The following is a 17,929-nucleotide window of genomic DNA, read 5'->3' as shown; positions in this document are numbered from 1 at the left end:
TCAGGCGTGGAATCGCGAAAGGAACGCCTCGAAGAGCGCGCCGGTGCCGTCCTCGACCGCGTCCCGGAGCGCGAGCGGCGCCGCCGCGAAGGCTCGACCCCGCTCCCAGAGCGCCCACGAAAGACCGTCGGTCAGGATGGCCCGCACGAATCCGTCGCGCCTGCCCAGCCTGGAGGCGAGGTCGCGCGCCGTATCCCTGGCCGTCGAAACCAGATCGACGCCGCGCCGCCCGAGAATCAGGGCGGCGGGCCGCTCCACGGTGATGCGTTCGTCCTCCCGAACCGTCGCCTCCAGCGCGAAGGCCGCAAAGCTGCGGGCTCTGCCTGCGTCGTCCAGCATGGGCGCGATCTCGCGCACCTGGTAGCCGAGGACGGAGCACACGGGGTCGATCCAGATCGTCCGGAGAAGGGAGAGATCGGGCTCCTCGGCGACGGTCGAGCCCCGCTCCGCGAGGAGCGCGCGGAGTTTTTCCCGGAGATGTTCCGGGGAGAGGCGCTGCGTATGTCGCAGAGTGACGGCCCCCAGGTCGCCCAAATCGAGATGCAGATCCCCGATGCGCTCCGTCTCGCGTTCCGCCTGGATCGCGGCGAGCAGGTTCTCGGCGGGCACCTCGCCGCGCCCATTGGCGAAGAGCGGCGGCAAGCTCCTCGAGCACGCGCCCTCCCAGCGCGCGCCGATGCGCCAGAGCGGCGGGGCATGGATGCGCAGGCGTGATGCATCGAGGTGGCCGAGATCGAGATCCAGGCTCGCCGCGCCTTCAACGGCCATCGACTCGCCGTCGAGCTCCAAGGAAACCCTCGCGCCGGTGATCCCCGGGGTGCGACCTGCCTGCTCGTCCACCTGGAAGAAGAGCCGCTCCGGCTCGCGCGTTTTGTCGAGGCTAAGCACATCCAGCGCGTAACGGCCGGGGACGAGCGGCCCGAGCTCGACCAGGTGGTCCTTGCCCGGTGGCAGGGGGAAACGCGTCTGCCCGTGGGGCCTGGCCAGAAAGAGCACAAGCGCACCCGGCTCCTTCGTCTCGACGCCGGCCACACGCACGATTGGCGCGTCCTCGGGACGAAAGCAGGCGTAGCGCTCGCCGCCTCGTCCGCGGCGGTACTCCCGCGCCGCGATGCCGGCGAAGCTCACGTTGAGCGCCGTCTGCGCTACCGCGAGGCCCATGCGCAGGAGCCGCGCCGCGAGCTCCGTGGGCACCGGCGTTGGTAGCGTGATCTCGACGCGCCGCCACGGCGCGGGCGTGGCTGAGACGTCCACGGCGGCGAACCCCTCGACCGGGAGCTCGGGCGGGATCAAGAGCCGATAGGAGCGACCCGGCGAGAGCACGGCGCCCACGAGGAGCTGGCCTGCCCCGGCGGCGTCGAGGCGGAATGCGCTCGCACGGCTGGCCGGGAGACCGGGCAGCTCGAGGGCCTTGAGCTCCTCGCCCACGTCCTCGTCGAACGCGCCCGCAGACCACACGTACTTCTCGGTCGAAGGGCGGACCCGCGTGCGGCAGGTGCCGCTACGCAAGTTCGACGCGAGCACCGTGACCCTTTGCTCTCCGGAGACGAGATCGAGCGTCTTGACGAACTGCGGGAGCCCGACGAGAGCCGTTGTCACGACGTATAGGTTGTCGTCGAGCTCGAGCGACGCCGTCCACGCGCTCGCCTCCGGCTTGCACTCCGAGGCGGGCAAGGGGGCGAAGAAGGAGGCGATCGAGGATTCCTGCCGCTTGTGAATCTGCGCGGCGGCCTCGGGCGAGCTGAGGTCCCGCGGTGTCGGGCCGCGCGGAAGAGTCACCTCGCGGAAGAACAGCGGGTCCGCGAGGAGGGAGAGGGCTTGCGCCTGCGGGAACGGGACCGGGCGCGTGCCAGGCGGGAAGGAGAGCGGAGGGGACGGCTCCACCGGCGGGGGCGCTGGTGGGTCCACCGCGATCGGCCCGACGAGGGGCGGCGCGAGCTGGGACTTGCCGGCCTGCGCCCGCGCCTTGAGCTTGGGGTACTCCTTCAAAAGCTCGAGCGCCTGCCTGGTGAGCACATCAATCTCGACGTCGCTCGGCGCCGCGCCTACCTCGGCGAGAGCCTCCTCGACCTCGTCCGGGCCGCCGATGACGTTAAGCAGCTTGTTAAGTGCATTTATACGGCGGAGCCCATCGAGCCCGCGTGCCCGCGCGACGCGGGCGAGCAGCCGCAGCGCCTCTGCGCTCCATGCGGCGAGCGTCGTCTCCGCGGGGGGGCTCATCGCGCCTCGTAGACCCTGAGGACCTCGTCACCGTAATGGTTGATGACCTTGACCGCGATGAGCCCGGAGGAGGGCGGATCGAAGGGCCGGCTCTTCGTGGTGTAGAGCGAGGCCCAGGTGTCCTCGTCGATCTCGGCCTTGAGCGCGCGCTTGAGCTTCTCGTAAGGGTCGTTGGCGCCGGTGAAATAAGCGTGTCGCACGAAGAAGCTATCGCCGCTGTAATCCGTGTCGATGAACCAGCAGGCGATATCGTCGGTCGTGTGGCTGCGGATCTCGCCGGTCGTGGGGTCGTAGACGTCGAGGCCCTTGATCTCGGCGACGAGCTTGCCGTCCTTCGTCTTCTGGAGCGAGATATCCGGCTCGCCGAAGACCATGAACAGGTTGCCTGCTCCGGTCTTCTTGAGCAGCTCGTCGCCCATGGCGAGGTCGGGGTTCATGCGGGAGAGCAGGACCGTGATCGATTTCTGCGCGGGGCTGCCCTTCGGCGAGGGGGGCGGGTTGCTTCCGTTTTTCGGGGAGAACTCCCTGGCGGCCTCGTAGGCGAGCGCGTCGAAGGCGAAACCGCAGACGACGACGAGGTCGAAGTGCTTGAGGGCCTCCTTGGCGGCGCCGCGGACCTGCTCAGGGCTGACGGTACCGTGCTCCGGACCGATGGAGATGGCGGCGCGGCGGATGGCGCCGGACTTGTGGGTGAACTCGCCTTCGGCCTGGATCCACTTGCCGGGGAAGGGGTTCAGGCGGTCGAAGAGGAGGCGCTCGTTCTTGATGGTGTTCTGGACGCCGGCCTTCTTGAGGTTGTCGAGGATGGTAGTGACGAAGGTGCTCGCGTTGGCGCCGGCGGTCTGCGATTTGGGGACCGGGATGCTCGCGTCAAGCATGCGGTGAGGAGAGAGGCTCTCGACGGTGAAAGGGCCGGAGACGCGGATGCGCTTGGGGTCCTCGTGGGGCTGGTCGTAGAGGATCTCGCTGTCAGCGCGGCGGGCGATGGAGGCGTCAATTTCTCTTTGTCGGGCGCGGCGGAGCTGCCACCACTCAGCGTGGGCTGCCTTGGCTTCGATGGGCCAGGAGGGGTCGGCATCGCGGGGGACTTCCCACTCCTCCCACTTCTTCTTGAGGAGCTTGTTCAGCTTGGCACGGACGGGAGAGAGTTGCTCCTCGAAGCGAGCGTGGAGCGCATCGATATTTTCGTTGTTAGCGATCGATCCGAGCGTCACGTGCGGGATTTTTTGATACACAAATCCGCTTCGCACGTCGCCGCCGCTCTCGCGCTGCACGGAATCGGAGCTATCCGCAAGGATGAAATACGGGAACTCGGTGGCAACCAGCCTGCTCCTTGCCAGCGCGATGGCCACTCGGCTGGTGTCGATTGTGATCCATCGGCGACCCCATCGCTCGGCGACAAAGGCTGTCGTCCCGCTGCCACACGTCGGATCGAGCACCAGATCGCCAGGATCCGTGGTCATCAACATGCATCGCTCAATCACTTTTGTGTGCGTCTGAACAACGTACGTCTTGTCCGCTTCACCAGCTGTGTCGTTCCAGCTGCTCGTCATCCTCATCACCGGGTAATCGTCATTGAAGATGACGTACCGGATAGTTTTTCCGCTGTCGCTTATTCGACCTGCTTTTGCTAGGCGAACCATTCCCTGCCGGGTGGTCTTCCAGCTCTTTCCGGAACTCGTGCGGTAAAGTTCGCCGTTGTACTCAAAATCGAACGTGCACGAGGTAGTGTATCCGGAGGAAACGAGGTTCTCGACGGCGTACACTCTGCTTCCCTGTGGGAGTGTTTCTGGGTTTTGCCGCTCGTTGCTCGCCAGACCGCGCCGTGTCCCGTCTGGTAGTTGCACATTCGTGTACCTCGACTTGTCGCCGGTCTCCCTTGGTACGTAAAGCACACGATACTTGTACACCTCAATGTTCTTGGCATACCAGATGATGTAATCGTTGATGCTCGCGAGGCCGCTCGACGTCAACGGAACCGAGGTGCGGTACGATATGATCGAAGCAAAATTCTTGCTACCGAACACCTCGTCGAGAATACATCTAACGAGGTGCATGTTCTGATCGCCAATCTGAACGAATATGCTTCCGCTCTCTGCGAGCAGTTCACGGGCGATCGTCAGCCTGTCTCGTAGGTAGGCAAGGTATGAGTGAATGCCGATTTCCCATGTATCTCGGAAGGCTTTGACCTGCTCTGGTTGCCGTACCAGATCTTCGACTTTCCCGTCCTTGACCTCACGCCTGCGCGTCGACACCTGCCAATTCGATCCGAACTCGATTCCGTACGGTGGATCCAGATAGATCATCTGGACCTTGCCCTTGAGCCCCTCCTTCTGCGCGAGCGACGTCATCACGACCAACGAATCGCCGAGGATCATCCGGTTCGTCCAGCGCTCGTCGTGCTGGTAGAACTCGATCTGCTCCTCGAAGTCCCGTTTCTGATCGAAAGCTTCGAATAATCCGAGCTGCGGCTTCTGTCCCACCGCCCGCGCCCGCAGATCCTCGATCAGCGCCTTCGGATTGATCTTCTCCTGGATGTAGATCGGCACCACCGGCACCGCAAGATCCTTCCGATCCTGCTCGTCCTTCCCCTTCCAGACGAGCTGCGGATCCAGCGTCGGATCCCGCGGATAAAGCATCTCCTGCGGCGTCTCCTCCTCGTCCGCGACGAGCTCCCCCATCTCGCGTGTCGGGATGTTCTTGCGCGTGTCCTTGTGCACGAGCGCCTCGATGGGCGTCTCGGTCGTGGAGGTCGTGCTGCCGCTCTTCTTGCGTCCCGCCATGATCAGCTCTTTCCCGCCGTCGCCAGGCGCCCGAGCGCCCTTCGAATGACGTCCTTCGCGTTCCACGGGTCCGTGACCTCGACGAACGCCCACAACCCGTGCCCACCGTCGTTGTTCACCGCGGGTACCCAGAGCTTCTGGGCCGTCTCCACCTTGGCCGCCTTGTCCTGCTCCCGCTGCCCGGTCACCTCCAGGACCAGGTGCAGCGGCCCGAGCGCCTCGTGCCGCACCTCAGCGATGAAATCGGGGTAGTATCGCCGCTCGATCCCATCGATCGTGTACGGGATCGTGAAGCCGAGGTTATGGTTCTTCGCGTACGCCTCGACCTCGTCCATGTCCTCGAGCGCCTGCGCCACCTTCTGCTCCCAGCTCTCCGTGTCCGCGACGACGTGTGAGATGTGGCACTTGTCCTCGCGCGTGAGGTACGTCGGCCGCGCCGTGACGAAGTCCACCCCGTCCGTCGTGCCCACGGCCCCGTCCGGATGGAAGACCGGCAAGACGTGCGCCTCGCCGTCGTGCGCGGTCACGATCGACCGGTAGATCTTGTCCGCCGCGTTGCTCCCGTACTGCGAGAGCAAGAGGAGCTGCGGGAACGTGTCGTCGCTCAGCGTCACGCACTCCGCGAGCCAGTGCTTCGCGATCGCCAGCACCTGCGGGAAGAGCCAGCTCTGCAGCGAGCCGTCCTTCTCCCGGAAATAACGCTGCAGGACGTGCCGGCCGAGCCAGAACGCGACCTCCTGCTCGCGGTGCGCGCGCAGGTGATCCAGCGAGTGGATCACCCGCTCGCCCATGATCGACGACATCTCCGTCTGCGTCGGCGTGTCTCGCGTCGTGAGCACGAGCCGCGCCTCGGGACCGAACTTCGCCTCGAGCCGCTCCGTCGGGAGCTCGAACCGGTAGCCGATCACCCGCGGGAACTGCACCCGCCGCGAGGCGCGCTCCCGCAGCGCGCGCACGTGCGTCCGCGGTTTGTCCTCCGGCAACGGCGTCGCCACGTCCGTCATCGGGATGAACCGGAACGGCACGCCGTAGACCTCGGCGTACTCCGGCGTGAACATCCCGTCCTTGTCCGGCTGGTAGCTCATCCGCCGCAAGCCCCGGCCGATCACCTGCTCGCAGAGGAGCTGCGTCGTGAACGCCCGGACCCCTAGGATGTGCGTCACCGTGTTGGTGTCCCACCCCTCGGTCAGCATCGAGACCGACACCACGCAGCGCACGCCCTCGCCGAGCTTGCCGGGCTTGCCGACGGTGTTCATCACCTCGCGCAGGAGATCGCCGTCCGTGAGCGCCTCCGCGTCGCGCCCGGGGTGCATGCGTCGGTGCTCGCGCTTGAAGTCCTCGATCTCCTTGGCCGCGATGCGCTTGAACTCGTCGCTCATCGCCCCGCCCGCTTCGAGCTCCGCGCTGTCGACCAGGATGGTGTTGGGCCGCGGGAGCCACCTTCCCTCCTTGACGTTGCTGAAGAGCGCGAACCGCCCAGGGACGGGGATCTTGCTGTCCTCGGGGCCGGGTTTCTCGAAGCCGGCGATGTACTGGTAGACGAGCTGCGACACGGCCGTGTTGTTGCAGACCACGATGAACACCGGCGGCGTCGAGGCGCTGTGCGGCCCGCGCGTCTTCTCCCAGCGGCGGAAGAGGGCCTCGTAGTTCGAGTAGAGGCTCTCGAGCGCGCCCTCGAGCTCCTTGGGGAGCACCGGGTCGCGGCCCTCGGCGTCCTTGCCCGCGCGCTTCTTCGGCAGCGCGTCGCGCACGTGCGGCCAGAGCTCGCGGTAGATCGGCTGTTCGCTCTTCAGCGAGTTGTCCGAGACAGGCACGCGCGGCACCTTCACGACGCCGGCCTCTATCGCGTCGACGAGCGCGAAGTCCGAGACCACCCACGGAAAGAGCGTGCCCTCGGGGTAGCCCGAGCCGCGCAGGAAGAAGGGCGTGGCCGAGAGGTCGAAGACGGCTCGGACGCGCTGCTTGCCCCGGCCTCCCTCGGGCGCGTGCGCGGCGTCCTTGCGGCCGAAGTGGCGGTGCACGTGCTCGAGCCCGGTGATCCAGATACGCGCTTCTTCCTCGCGCGCCTCGACCTCCTTGCGCTCGTCGCCGGTGATCTTCTCCTCGGTCGGTTTCCCGCGGTAGCAGTGGTGCGCCTCGTCGTTGAGGGCGATGACGTCGTGGCGCGGATCGAGCCCGCTGCAGACCCTGCGCACCATCTCGGCGGGCGTCTCCTGGAACGGGCTGGGGACGCCGGCCTTCTGCAGGATCTCCTTCGTGAGCTTGGGCGCCTCGAGTTTCTCGCGGAGCTGGAAGGCGTGGTAGTTCGTCACCACGATCCGGAGCTGCCCGAGCTGATCGCGCAGGTCGGCCGGGACGAGATCGAGCGCCCGGTAGTAGTTGCCCGGGTCCTCGGGCAGGAGCACGCGCAGGCGGTCGCGGATGGTGATGCCGGGGGTGGCGACCAGGAAGTTCGTCGAGAAGCGCTTGTCCTCGGGGTTCGCCAGCTTGTTGAGGCCCTGCCACGCGATGAGCATGGCCATGACCACGGTCTTGCCGCTTCCGGTGGCCATCTTGAAGGCGAGCCGGAAAAGGAGTGGGTTGTGGGCCGTCTGGGCGCGCCCGAGGATGTCCTCGCCGAAGCGATCCTTCAGGGGGCCGGCCGCCTCCAGCAGGTAGATGGCCGTCTCGACAGCCTCGAGCTGGCAGAAGAAGAGCTTCTGCTCGCGCTCCTCGCGCCGCCAGTGCTCGAGCAGGTGCCGCGTGCGGCGCTCGACGTGCATGTAGCCGCCCTGGCGCCACCGGGACACGCGGTCGCGCAGGCCGTTGACGAGGGCGATCTCCTCGCGCCGCTCCTGGAGGACCTCGCCGATGGTGAGCTGGGTGCTCTTCTTCGGCTGGGGGATGGGGATGAAGTAGCTGCTCGGGCGGCGGCCTTCGATGACCGTGTCGGTGATGCCCTCCGCGGTGAACGCGAAGTGCCGCGTGGGCTCGTGGAAGGGAGAGTTGAGGATGGGGTTCTGGATCAGCCCACGCCTACTGCTTGCCGTCGTCGCTCGCGTCACCCGCACCTGCCTCGCCGTTGCGCCGGACGAACATACCGCGCGCAGGGCCTCCTGATCCACGCCGCGACGGAGGAGAGACAAGCCTCGGTTGGCGACGAGGCGTCCTGGAATATCTGTCAGGGTTGTTCCAACGTCAACGGGACAAAAGTCCAGTACAGATGTCGGCGACGATGCACTCGGCCTAGGGCTAGGTGAGGCCCTCGAAGGGATCGAGGACCCAGCGGCTGAGGTAGAGGGGAACCGGGAAAAGCCGTGGCAAGGTTCTCGTGAAGGAGCTCGATGAACGCGCGCCAGCCGAGCTTGCTGCGGAAGCGCGGCCAGCGGGCGAAGTCCGGCTCGGTGAGGTGTCGATGACGGAGGCCGGCGGCCTTCAGGCGGGCGATCGAACGGTGGGGGTCTCGAGGCGGTTTGCCAAGGTGGGCCTCAACGGCGGCGAATGTTGCCGGATCTATCTAGGGGAGAGGCAACCCGGACCGTGCGGCACACGGGAGCACGGGGGAGGAGCGCGAGGGCTTGACAGGGGTGGGGCGACTGCTTCAAGCTCACGCCTGCGCCAGGGGTTGCACTTGCAGGAGGAGCCATCCCTCCCCCCCCTAGACGGTGCCGGTGGTGCCCCTCTCCGAGGGGAGTCGGACGACAGAAGCCCTTGTCGTAGCCGCCGCCTCCTTTATCGCGGGGGTTGTGGTTTGCGTCCGCGCCGTCACCGGCACGGTGCAGCAGGGGTTTGCGCTGCCCCGCGGCGGCGATCCGCGGCGAATGGTGGTTCGTCATGCAAAAGACGGAACTCGCGATGCTCATGCGCGTCTCGAAGGGGGACGTGCCCAAGGTCGCGTTGCACATTTTTCAACAGCAGAAGCTGACCGAGGACGATCACGAATTTCTCTACCAGCACATTCAGGAGCTGACGCCGGATTTCCTGATGGAGTGGATTGCGTGCAGGCCACCGCGATCCGTGCCCATCGTGGAGGCGCTGTTCGCGCAGCTTCCTCAAGGCTCCCACCTTGAATGGTTCGCGGCGATCTTGGAAGGGTGGGCGGCCCGACTGGAGCCGGACGCGCTCGACGATGTGGCGGAGCGGCTGCGAACCAGGGTGGATGCTGAGTCCTGGTGGCGTATCGCGAGGCACCTGCGAGGGATGAGCCCGTTCTTCCACGGCGTGCTCGAGCGCCGGGAGGATTGCGATATCGCGGTTTGGCTGTTTCCGCACCGGCGCGACGACATGAAGTGTCGCGAAGCGCTGCGCACCACCGCGAGAGGCGGAGACAAAGAGCTCACCTCGCCCGATGTACTGATATTGATCGGGAGAGGTCCAGTGTTCTACGACAGCGCTTCAGATACTGCAGCCGTAGAGGATGGCAAGGTGGACAAGGGCGACGAGCTGCTGCCTGTCGTGCCCGTGGACGCCGGCCCTCTGCAAGCCGCGCGGACGCTCCGGGGGCGCGCCAGCGTCGTGGCGTGGCTGGACTCGCGGCAGATGCTCGCGATCCTGAGCCCGGAGGATGCACTGCCGGCCGAGGTGCCGTTCGAGGACTCGGGCACGCTGAATCTAGGGTTGAGTCTGGGACCGAGTGAAGGGCGTTACCTGCTCACCCTGGCGCTGCACTGGCCTGGCGACGCTGCAGCGCGGAACCGGGCGAGGGCGTGGTATGTGGCGCAGTTCCTGACGGCCGCCCGCAAAGGCGTGCGTTGGAGCCGCCTGGTGGCCGAGCTCGTGGGTCCGTCTCATGGGCTCGATTTCGAGGGGGTGTTCAAGGGCCACGCGCGGGGGGACCGGGCCCTGGCCGCGGAGTTGCTCGGCGAACTCGCCTGGGCGTCGCTCGATGAGCCGGTGGTTGCGCCCTGGCTGGCGCAGTCGGTGTACGCAGCGTTCCAGCGCGGCGAGCCCGACGCATGGGAGCGCGCGTTCCGGTACCTGGACCGCTGCCTCGCCGATCCTAGCGTGCTGCATGTCGACCCGGCCGAGGAGAGCAGCTTGGTGATCGCCTACCGGAGCCTCACCGATGGCGAGTTCCGGTGGATGCCGGCCGGGGAGCTGGTCGGCTGGGTTCTGCAATGGGCGCCGCTACCCCAAAGTGCGGACGACGCCTTCGAGGAGCGGCTCTTCAGTTACCAGGAGAAGCTCCCGCCTCGATTCAACGACGTGCGAACGCAGTTCGGGCGGCGAGCGTCCTTCCCGGTCACCCCGCCGCGCGCTGCTCGACTGCTGGCCATGGTCCTTGAGGATCCGGACCTCCTGTGCGAGCTGCCGATATCGAAGCTGAGCGAGGTGGCGGCTGCCGTTGATCCGCTGCCGCCGGATCGGCTGCCAGCGCCGGACATGTTCTTGCGGCCGTACGGCCAGGCGTCTGCCGCGGATGCCGTCGCGGCGTACCTGCGCCTCGGGGGAGCCGCCGCCGCCGCGCGTCTCCACGACTGGACGCGGGAGCCGCTCCGCCGGGAGCGCGCAGAGGCCGGCGAGGACTTGTTGGGATACGGGCTGCCGGAGGCTCCGATCCTCGTGGCGCTCCAGCGTGCGCAGCTCGCGCCTGATCTGCTGCTCACCGAGGATCTGAAGCAGGAGCTCGCCGCTCGCAGCCGGGGGCTACCGGTGTTGCCGGCAACGAGGGTGCATGCGCAGGCGCCCTGGCTCCTGGACGAGGCGACGCTCGTCGCGATCGCAGAAGCGCGCGCGGAGGAGCCCGGCGAGCGCTGGTACCGCTGGACCGACGAGGTGGACCTGCCTGCCAGCGTCGCGCCGGCGGGCCGCCGGCGGGCGCGCGTTGTCGCGGACGAGCGGGAGTTTCTGGCGCTCGCCCGCTGGCTCGCCAGACACGGCAACCCGCCAGCCGATCTGGTGAGCCTGGCCCTGGATAGGATCGTGCAGCGCCCGATGGCGCATGACGCGATGGACAAGCTGATGAGGTGGCTGGCAACGGTGCTGTCGAGCCGGACCTTGTGGGAGCAGCACGGACCCCGCGTGATGGAGGTGCTGGTGCAGCAGAAGGCGTGGGCGGCCATCTACAAGTTGATGCGCGACAGCGCGCGTCAGCCGGACCCGGCGACGGGCGAGGCCGCGTCGCGGCCCAAGCTCCTCGCCGCAATGCGCGAGGCGCTGGCAGTGGTGTTGCTGCGCCGGCTAAGGGCTGCGATCCAGGTCAGCGATGCGGAGGCAGCATCCGCGGCTCTTCAGGCGCTGGTCGCGCTGCACCCACCCTCGCGTTTGTCTCGCAAGCTCTACGACCTGAAGGGGTTGCCTTTGCCCTCGCCAGAGGTCAGCGAGCTGCTCGCTCTCAATCTGCGGCTGCTCCGCAAACGGACAACCCGGGAGGCTTCGCTCTCCGATATTGACGCCGCATTGTCGCTCCTCGCGGACACCAGCGCGGCTTGAGTAGCCAACAGGGAAAAACCGCTCCGCCCCCGCAGGGATGACGCTTCATCCCGCGTCGCGCTCCTCTGGCGGCAATGGGCAAAGATCGATGGCGACCTCCCGCAGCCAGCGGCGGAGCTTCGCTCGGTCCTCCTCCCCTACCCTGTCCAATCGGCGCGCGAGGGCGCGGACCAGCGCCTCTTGATCCGGCTGGCCCAGGGCATAGCGATACAGCGCCAGATCGGCCTCCAGCGCAGCGAGCCTCCCCGCCTGCTCCGAGAAGCTCGGCATGACCGCCGAACGCAATATCTCCGCACCCTCCACCTGCCACCACGGCACCAGCCCGCCGGCCGACTCCTCGGCGCGAAGCCGCGCTGCCAGGCTGCGCCACGGGCTGCGGTCGTGCGGCAGATCCACGATGCGCCCGGCGAGCGCCCGCCGCACGGCCAGACCTCCGTGGCGATCCACCCGCCCCTCGCGCTGCTCCAGGTCGACCGGGTTGCTGGGCAGGTCCCAGTGGACCACGTGCCGGCAGTAGCGGTGGTAGTCGAGGCCCTCTTGGCCGATGGACGTGGTGACGAGGGCCATCGGCCGGAACGGTGAATTGAATGCGTCGCGCACCCGATCGCCACGCACGGCCTGCTGCTCCTCGAGCGCTCCAGCGCCGAGACCGAACGGCAGCACGGCATGGCAGCGGAGCCGCATCGCCTTACCGCGCAGCAGGGTGTGTACCTGCAACCGCGCGCCGTGGTGGACGCCGAGCACCTCGCCGAGCTTCGCAAGCGCTTCTGCCTCGCCCTCGTGGTGTACCTCGGCCGCATCGACGCCCTGGAGCGTGATCAGGTACTCGTCCAGGACCGCCTCGAGGTTGCCGCCCCAGACCGCCGCGCGAACGGCGTCGGCGTGCGACCGCCGCCCGCCCTGCTGCTTCAGCACGAGGTGCCACTCGGGTCCGTCGAGGTACGTGCGCAGGGGCCCCAGGCTGATGCGACACACCGCCTCGATGCGCTCCGCCTCGTTCTTCGCGCCACCGAACACCCTCTGGACGGCGCGGTACAGCGCCACGCCGGGCCCCGTGAGCGCCAGATCGGCAAGATCCTCCAGATCTCCCGGGGAGGGCGATCCGGCCGGCGCCGCCGCAGCGAGCGCCTGCCGCAAGGATCTGGATGCGCGTCCGTGATCCTTGCCTTCCTTCGCGACCCAGGCCGCTGCTCCCTTGCGCAGCGCGCTCCACCCGGCGGCGTTCCGCCGCTCCAGCGCGAGCGCCCACCCGAGCGGATCCCGCCGCGTGCGCGAGCGGTCCTCGCCGAGCTGCTCGACCAGCCGGGCGCGGACCTGCGCTCGCGCGGCGGCGCGGTCGAGCGTGCCGCTCGCGATCCCGTCCATGGCCAGCGGATCGCCGATGGCGGCGAGCGCCGGAAGCGGCAGGAACATCAGGAGCAGCCTGCGGTTGTGCCCGGACGAGGTACCGAAGGTGAAGGCCTCGGCAGGCAATGGGCGCAGGCGACGCGTCCCGCGGGGGCGCCGGCCGGCCCTGACCGATCGGGTCCGGAAGTAACCGTAGCGCCGGCGCCCTGGCGCCCCGCCGAACGCGCGCCGCTCGGCCTCGTAGCTGAGCAGCGTCGCAAGCGCGCGAGGGATGGCGCGGAATCTCGAAAATACCAGGGCTTTCGTCGCGCTCGGGAAGTCGGCGAACGGCGCGGCGAGCGGCCACCACGGTCGGGACGGCGGCAGCCAGGGGAGCTTGAGCAGGTCGGCGGGCAGTCGCTGGAGTAGGCCGCGGAGCCTGGGATGGGCCCAGGCCTCGTAGGTGTAATCGCCGAGGCGAGCGGGCACGAGCCGGGCCGCCTTTGCGAGGCCGCCGGCGCGGCTCGGGTCGGCGTGCCTGCTGGCGGCATAGTCGTTCCCCATCATCTGGAGCGGGTAAGGAATCGACGACCAGTACGCCTCGACGGCGTAGCGGTCGTCATCGCGGACGCTCTCCAGGAAGTGCCTGAAGACGACGAGGTCCTGCGCCGTGACCGGCGCCTCGGCCGTGCTGCGCGTCCTGCGGCGTCGGTCCTGCGAGGGCGGCGCGAGGAGCTCGCGTTCGGTACGCGCCATCACGCGGCGGAGCCGCTGCTCGATGCGCCGCTTGGCCTCGAGGGCCCGCGCCGATCCGGGGGCGTCGCGGATCAAGGCGTCTCGGTAGGCATCAAAATCGCGCTTCAGCTCGGCGAGGTGCTGACCAGCGGTGTCGGCGAAGAGGAAGCGGAGGAGCTGGAAGAGCTCGTCGTGGTGCTGCCCGCCCTCGCGGAAGCGCGCGAACATCCGGTAGGGCGTCGCCGAGAGCAGGAGGACCGCCGGGCGCCGGTCCTGCGTGTGGCCGCCGGCGGCCTCCGGCGAGAGCATGGCGCGCAGGACGTGGTGAGCCTCCTCCTCGTGGTCCCGCTCGTCCTCGTCCCCGTGGTCGTGCTCGCCCTCCTCGTCGTCCTCGACGAGCACCTCGAAGAAGCGCTGGAACTCGTCGAAGATCACGAGGTCCGGCGCCACGACGTCGATGACCGCGAGCGTCACGGCCCGCCGCAGCCGCCCCACCGTGTCGGTGAGAGACGCCTCGTTCCCGTCGCGGAGCCGCTGTCTGACCGCGTCCGTCAGGGTCGAGGTCCACGCGTGTTCCTTCAGCCCGAGTTCGCGGCGCAAACGTCGCTTGAACGGCTCCAGGTACGCCTCGGCGTCGTCGGGCCAGGCATTGCTGTCCCACAAGCTTTTCCAGCGCTGCCCGACCGCGCCCTGCAGGGCGCCACGGAGCCACTCGGACTCGCGCAGCCCGCAGATCTGCTGGAGCGCTCGGCCGATCAGCACACGTTCTTCCGCGCGACCCCGGCCCGTGGTCCTGATCGAGGTATCCGGGGTGAGCGAGTAAAGGTGGAAGGGGGCCGGCCCCGGGCGCGGCTGGCTCGGCACGAGGCCCAGGCGATCCACCTGAACCCTGGCTGCATCCCGGTCCTGCTCGGGCAATATCTCGAGCAATCGTGCGGTGTTCTGGTGGGCGATCCCCAGGCTGGAGCAGACATAGAAAATGCGCGGAGGCGACGCCGGGCGGCGCATGAGCTCCTCGATGACCCCGCGCGCGACCAGCGTCTTTCCGAGGCCAACCTCATCAGCCACCAGGAAGCGGCGCGATCCGGCTGGATCTCTGAGCGCCTGGACGGCCGCGGCGACCGTCGCCTTCTGGAACCGCTTGCACGCGGCACCGAGCTTCACGAGTAGACCTCCTCGATCGCACGCCAGAGCGCCTGCAGCTCGGCGAGCCGGGGTTCCTCGGCGTCGGCCGCCGACAGGTACGCGCCGAGCGCGCGGCCGATCTCCGCGACCTTGCCGCGAGCGTCGGGTGCTCTGGCCAGCGCCCGCAACAGGACCTCGACGCCCACGCCCGCCGCCGGCTCACCACCGGCGTGATCCTGGTGCGCCGATCGCGCCGATGCGCTGCGATCTTCGCCGTCCAGGTCGTCAGGCAGGTCGTCATCGAGGAGCCCGCGCAGGTACTCCAGGAACTGCTCCGGCGGTAACGCACTCCGGAGGAGGGCGCGATCGCGGGCATCCGGATCCAGGGCTGGCTCGATCCGCACGTGCTGGAGCCAGGCGCGTTCCTGCGCATCATCGCCGCTGCCGGTGCGGAGGACGAAGAGGAGCAGGGAGCTTCGCTGCGCGAGCTCACAGCCAGCGAGCGTCATCGACATCGCTCCCGGAGACCAGGCCCAGAGGTCTGCCGGGCGCGCCAGGCGGCCCACACGGAGCTCGACGTCGCGCGCGTCTGCCAGAAGAGGCGGGGTATCCGCGGAGAGCTCCGCGCCCTCGGACGGTGCGTCCTCCCGCAGCGTGAAGGAGCGTGCTGCGATCCGGTGATGCCATCGGTTGAGCGCCTCCTCGTCCTGCTCCTGGCCGTGCTTGGGCTCCGGCAGGTGGTACTCGGCCGCGACCTGCTCCGACCAGGCCCAGAGCGCGTCAGCGAGGTCCATGCGCCCCTCGAGCAGCAACCAGGCCTCGACGTTGGCGCCGAGCCACCCGCGGCCCGTAAGGTTGGCGCTGCCGATCAGGACCGAGCTCGTGCGAGACGTCCAGACCGCGATCGCCTTGGCGTGCAGCCCGCGCGCGTCCTCGAGCAGCTCGGGGTTCTCCGTCGAGGTGACGTCCACATCAGCTTCGTCCGGCGCCGCGCGACGCGACGGCTCCTCGGACACCGACGGCAGCGAGCGCAGCTCAAGGCGGTCCAGGTATCTCCGGCTCGAGCTCTTCTGCGCGACGCAGTTGAGATCCGCGGTGCCGGCCACGAGGCGTCGGTACTCGGCGTTCTCGGAGAGCTTCGCCGCTGCCTCCACCCCCTTGGTGTCCAGGAACGGCGAGATCCAGAGCACGCTCTGCGCGCGCTCGAGCAGCTCGGGCAAGATGGTCCCCTCCCAGGCACCGATGCGCTCCTCACCGTGGAATCCGAACCGCATGGAGCGGACCTTTTCCGGATGCTCCCATTCGACCTGATCCACGTCCGCGAAGCGACCGGCAAAGGGCGCGAGATCCGCCAAGCGGCACGCGAACCGGACGAAGTCTCCGACGCCGGGCAGGTTGGCCTCGCGCGGTCCCCGTACATATCCCTGCAGCGCGACGCCGAGATCCCACGACAGATCGCGGGTCAGGTTGCGTGAGCCCACGACGAGCACGTAGCGTACCTCGTCCTCCTGCTGCACCGCGCCGGGATGTCGCGCGTGAACCTGCCGGACCAGCCAGACCTTCGGGTGGAAGGCGCCTTCGTCGAGCGGACGGCGCGCCATGCGCACGAAGCGGTCCAGCATCGGCAGGAGGGCTTCCCTCGTTCGCTCCGGCGCGTGGACGCACCCCTGCTGGCCCACGACGAAGACCCGCTCCGCGAGGCGCTGCATGGCGCGCAGGGCTGCGGTGAGCCCGAAATCCGCGTTATCCCGCGCGGTCCCGTCGAGGCTGACCAGCGCCGCGGCGCAGGTGACGAGGTCGAGCGAGTAGGTGGTACCGAGCGCGGCATCGGTGACGAAGCCGGGGGGTGGGCGGAGCCAGTCGAGGAGCGCGAGGCCCCCCATGGAACGGACGCGCTGCTGTTCTTGATCAGACATCGGGCAAGCCCTCCTGGATGTCGCGGAGCATCCTGGAGACCATGGGCCAGCGGTAGTTGATGTCCGCCACCCGGATCGTACCCTTCCCGAAGCCCTCGCGACGCCCGCGGCCGTCGCGCCGGGGGAGCCTCGCTCGCGTGCGCTTGCGGTCCCACTCCAGGCCGGTGAACAGCTCCAGGGTGGTGTTGTCGAGGAGCCTTGCGTGGACGTCGGAGGCGCGCCGGACGGAGCTCGCGCGCGCCTGCACGTGGGCGAGCAGCTCCGGAAGCCGCCCCGGAAGGTGGATATCGGCCATGAGCCCGTGGAGCCGCAGATCGCACGCGCGGCGTACCGTCTCACCTTTGTCGTCCTCCCAGTAGCTCCGCAGGTATTCCCGGTAGTGGGCATGGTCATCCGGGAGGGGCAGCCGGCCCGCGGCCCGTAGATCCTGCTCCCGCAACCCCTCGACGAGCGCCGCGTAGATCGCTCGCACCAGCTCGGCGAGCGCCGAGGCGCCATCCGCCCGCTGGAGGGCCACTGCGGCCGACGTGGGACGGAGATCGGGGCCGCTGTGATCGCGATCGAACACCTCGGCTGCCCGGCGCATGAAAGCGTCTCCCCAGACGGTCTTGGCGTTCGGCCGGGAGCCCTTGCCGAGCAGGCGTGCGGCCACGCCAAGGAGGCAGGGAGGGCGGCGCTGGGCGAGGCGCTCCCGGAGGAACTCCGCCTCGTCGGACTCGAGCTGGAAGGAGACGTCCGCGTCCTCCTGCATCCACCATTTAGGCAAGGAAGGCACGTCGAACAGGCCAAGCGGCTGCTGATCCACGCGGTCCTCGCGCGTGTGAACGTCCTTCCGCAGCATGACCCGCGCCCGGTCCCAGCGCGCGAGGAGCTGTGCTCGCGGGACCCCCTCGTACAGGCGATACTCGCGCAGCGCCGACCAGTAGGCGAAATCGGGCGGCTGGGCGGGTGGCTCGGGGTAGACCCTTCCCCCGATGATGCCCTCGTCGTTGTCCTCAGTGTGAGCGCGAAGGCGCCCGGTCAACCACAGCTCGGCCTTCTGCTTAAGCTCGCGCACACGATCGGCCCGAGCCCGCGGGTGGGCTGCGAGCCCGAGGTAGATCCACGGGACGAACAGCAGGTAGCGCGCCCGGGTGTGCAGCACGGAGGTACCCGGAAAGAAGAGATCGGCGTAACCCGTATGGATCGCGCCAACGCCCATCTCGTCGAGCACGCTCTTGTCGTGTAGCTCCAGCTCGGCTCGCAGCTTGCTCAGCGCCGCGGGAGAGATGTCGATCCAGCCAGCGATGCTCTGCCCTGATGCCATGCCGCCCCGACAGCGGAGTAGAGCGCGCCGACGCGAGCAGCGTCAAGAGAGTGATGTGAGAGGAGGAGCCAAAGCCGCACGCGCATACACAGAGCTGCGCCTACGCC

Annotated in this window: 7 protein-coding genes; 1 reads left to right on the top strand and 6 read right to left on the bottom strand. The window is 68.3% G+C overall.

Annotation, left to right across the window (positions count from 1 at the left end; translation table 11 throughout):
- From WMF42_RS15475 to WMF42_RS15465, 3 genes are read right to left on the bottom strand one after another with little or no spacing between them, the layout of a single operon-like run.
- Window positions 1–2,220 carry a hypothetical protein gene (locus WMF42_RS15475; protein ID WP_437692695.1) on the bottom strand — a complete coding sequence of 740 codons (2,220 nt, stop codon included), beginning with the start codon at window positions 2,218–2,220 and terminating at the stop codon, window positions 1–3.
- A complete protein-coding gene (locus WMF42_RS15470) occupies window positions 2,217–5,003 on the bottom strand; it encodes a site-specific DNA-methyltransferase (RefSeq protein ID WP_437694282.1) in 2,787 nt (928 codons plus the stop codon). Before WMF42_RS15470 ends, WMF42_RS15475 begins: the two co-directional genes overlap by 4 nt.
- 2 nt (window positions 5,004–5,005) lie before the next feature.
- Window positions 5,006–8,047 (bottom strand): BPTD_3080 family restriction endonuclease, encoded by a 3,042-nt coding sequence (locus tag WMF42_RS15465; protein WP_437694280.1) that lies wholly within the window; start codon window positions 8,045–8,047, stop codon window positions 5,006–5,008.
- 769 nt (window positions 8,048–8,816) lie between these two features.
- Between WMF42_RS15465 and WMF42_RS15460 the strand changes: the two genes are divergently transcribed.
- Complete coding sequence (locus WMF42_RS15460) at window positions 8,817–11,414, top strand: hypothetical protein (RefSeq protein WP_437692693.1); 2,598 nt, start codon at window positions 8,817–8,819, stop codon at window positions 11,412–11,414.
- Between the two features lie 45 nt (window positions 11,415–11,459).
- On the opposite strand, the gene WMF42_RS15455 is transcribed toward WMF42_RS15460, so the two are convergent.
- Genes WMF42_RS15455 through WMF42_RS15445 form a run of 3 tightly spaced genes read right to left on the bottom strand, consistent with a single transcriptional unit; the run spans window position 11,460 to window position 17,822 of the window.
- Window positions 11,460–14,639: a helicase-related protein gene (locus WMF42_RS15455; protein ID WP_437692691.1), complete on the bottom strand. Its 3,180-nt coding sequence runs from the start codon at window positions 14,637–14,639 to the stop codon at window positions 11,460–11,462.
- Window positions 14,636–16,516 carry a hypothetical protein gene (locus WMF42_RS15450; protein ID WP_437692689.1) on the bottom strand — a complete coding sequence of 627 codons (1,881 nt, stop codon included), beginning with the start codon at window positions 16,514–16,516 and terminating at the stop codon, window positions 14,636–14,638. The genes WMF42_RS15455 and WMF42_RS15450 overlap by 4 nt, the downstream gene beginning before the upstream one ends.
- Window positions 16,509–17,822, bottom strand: coding sequence for a DUF6361 family protein (locus WMF42_RS15445; RefSeq protein WP_437692688.1), 1,314 nt, complete (start codon window positions 17,820–17,822; stop codon window positions 16,509–16,511). The genes WMF42_RS15450 and WMF42_RS15445 overlap by 8 nt, the downstream gene beginning before the upstream one ends.
- Between the last annotated feature and the right edge of the window lie 107 nt (window positions 17,823–17,929).

The sequence above is a fragment of the Sorangium sp. So ce176 genome (assembly GCF_051519835.1).
Classification (GTDB): Bacteria; Myxococcota_A; Polyangia; order Polyangiales; family Polyangiaceae; genus Sorangium; species Sorangium cellulosum_G.
This window is presented reverse-complemented; position numbering and strand designations above follow the sequence as displayed.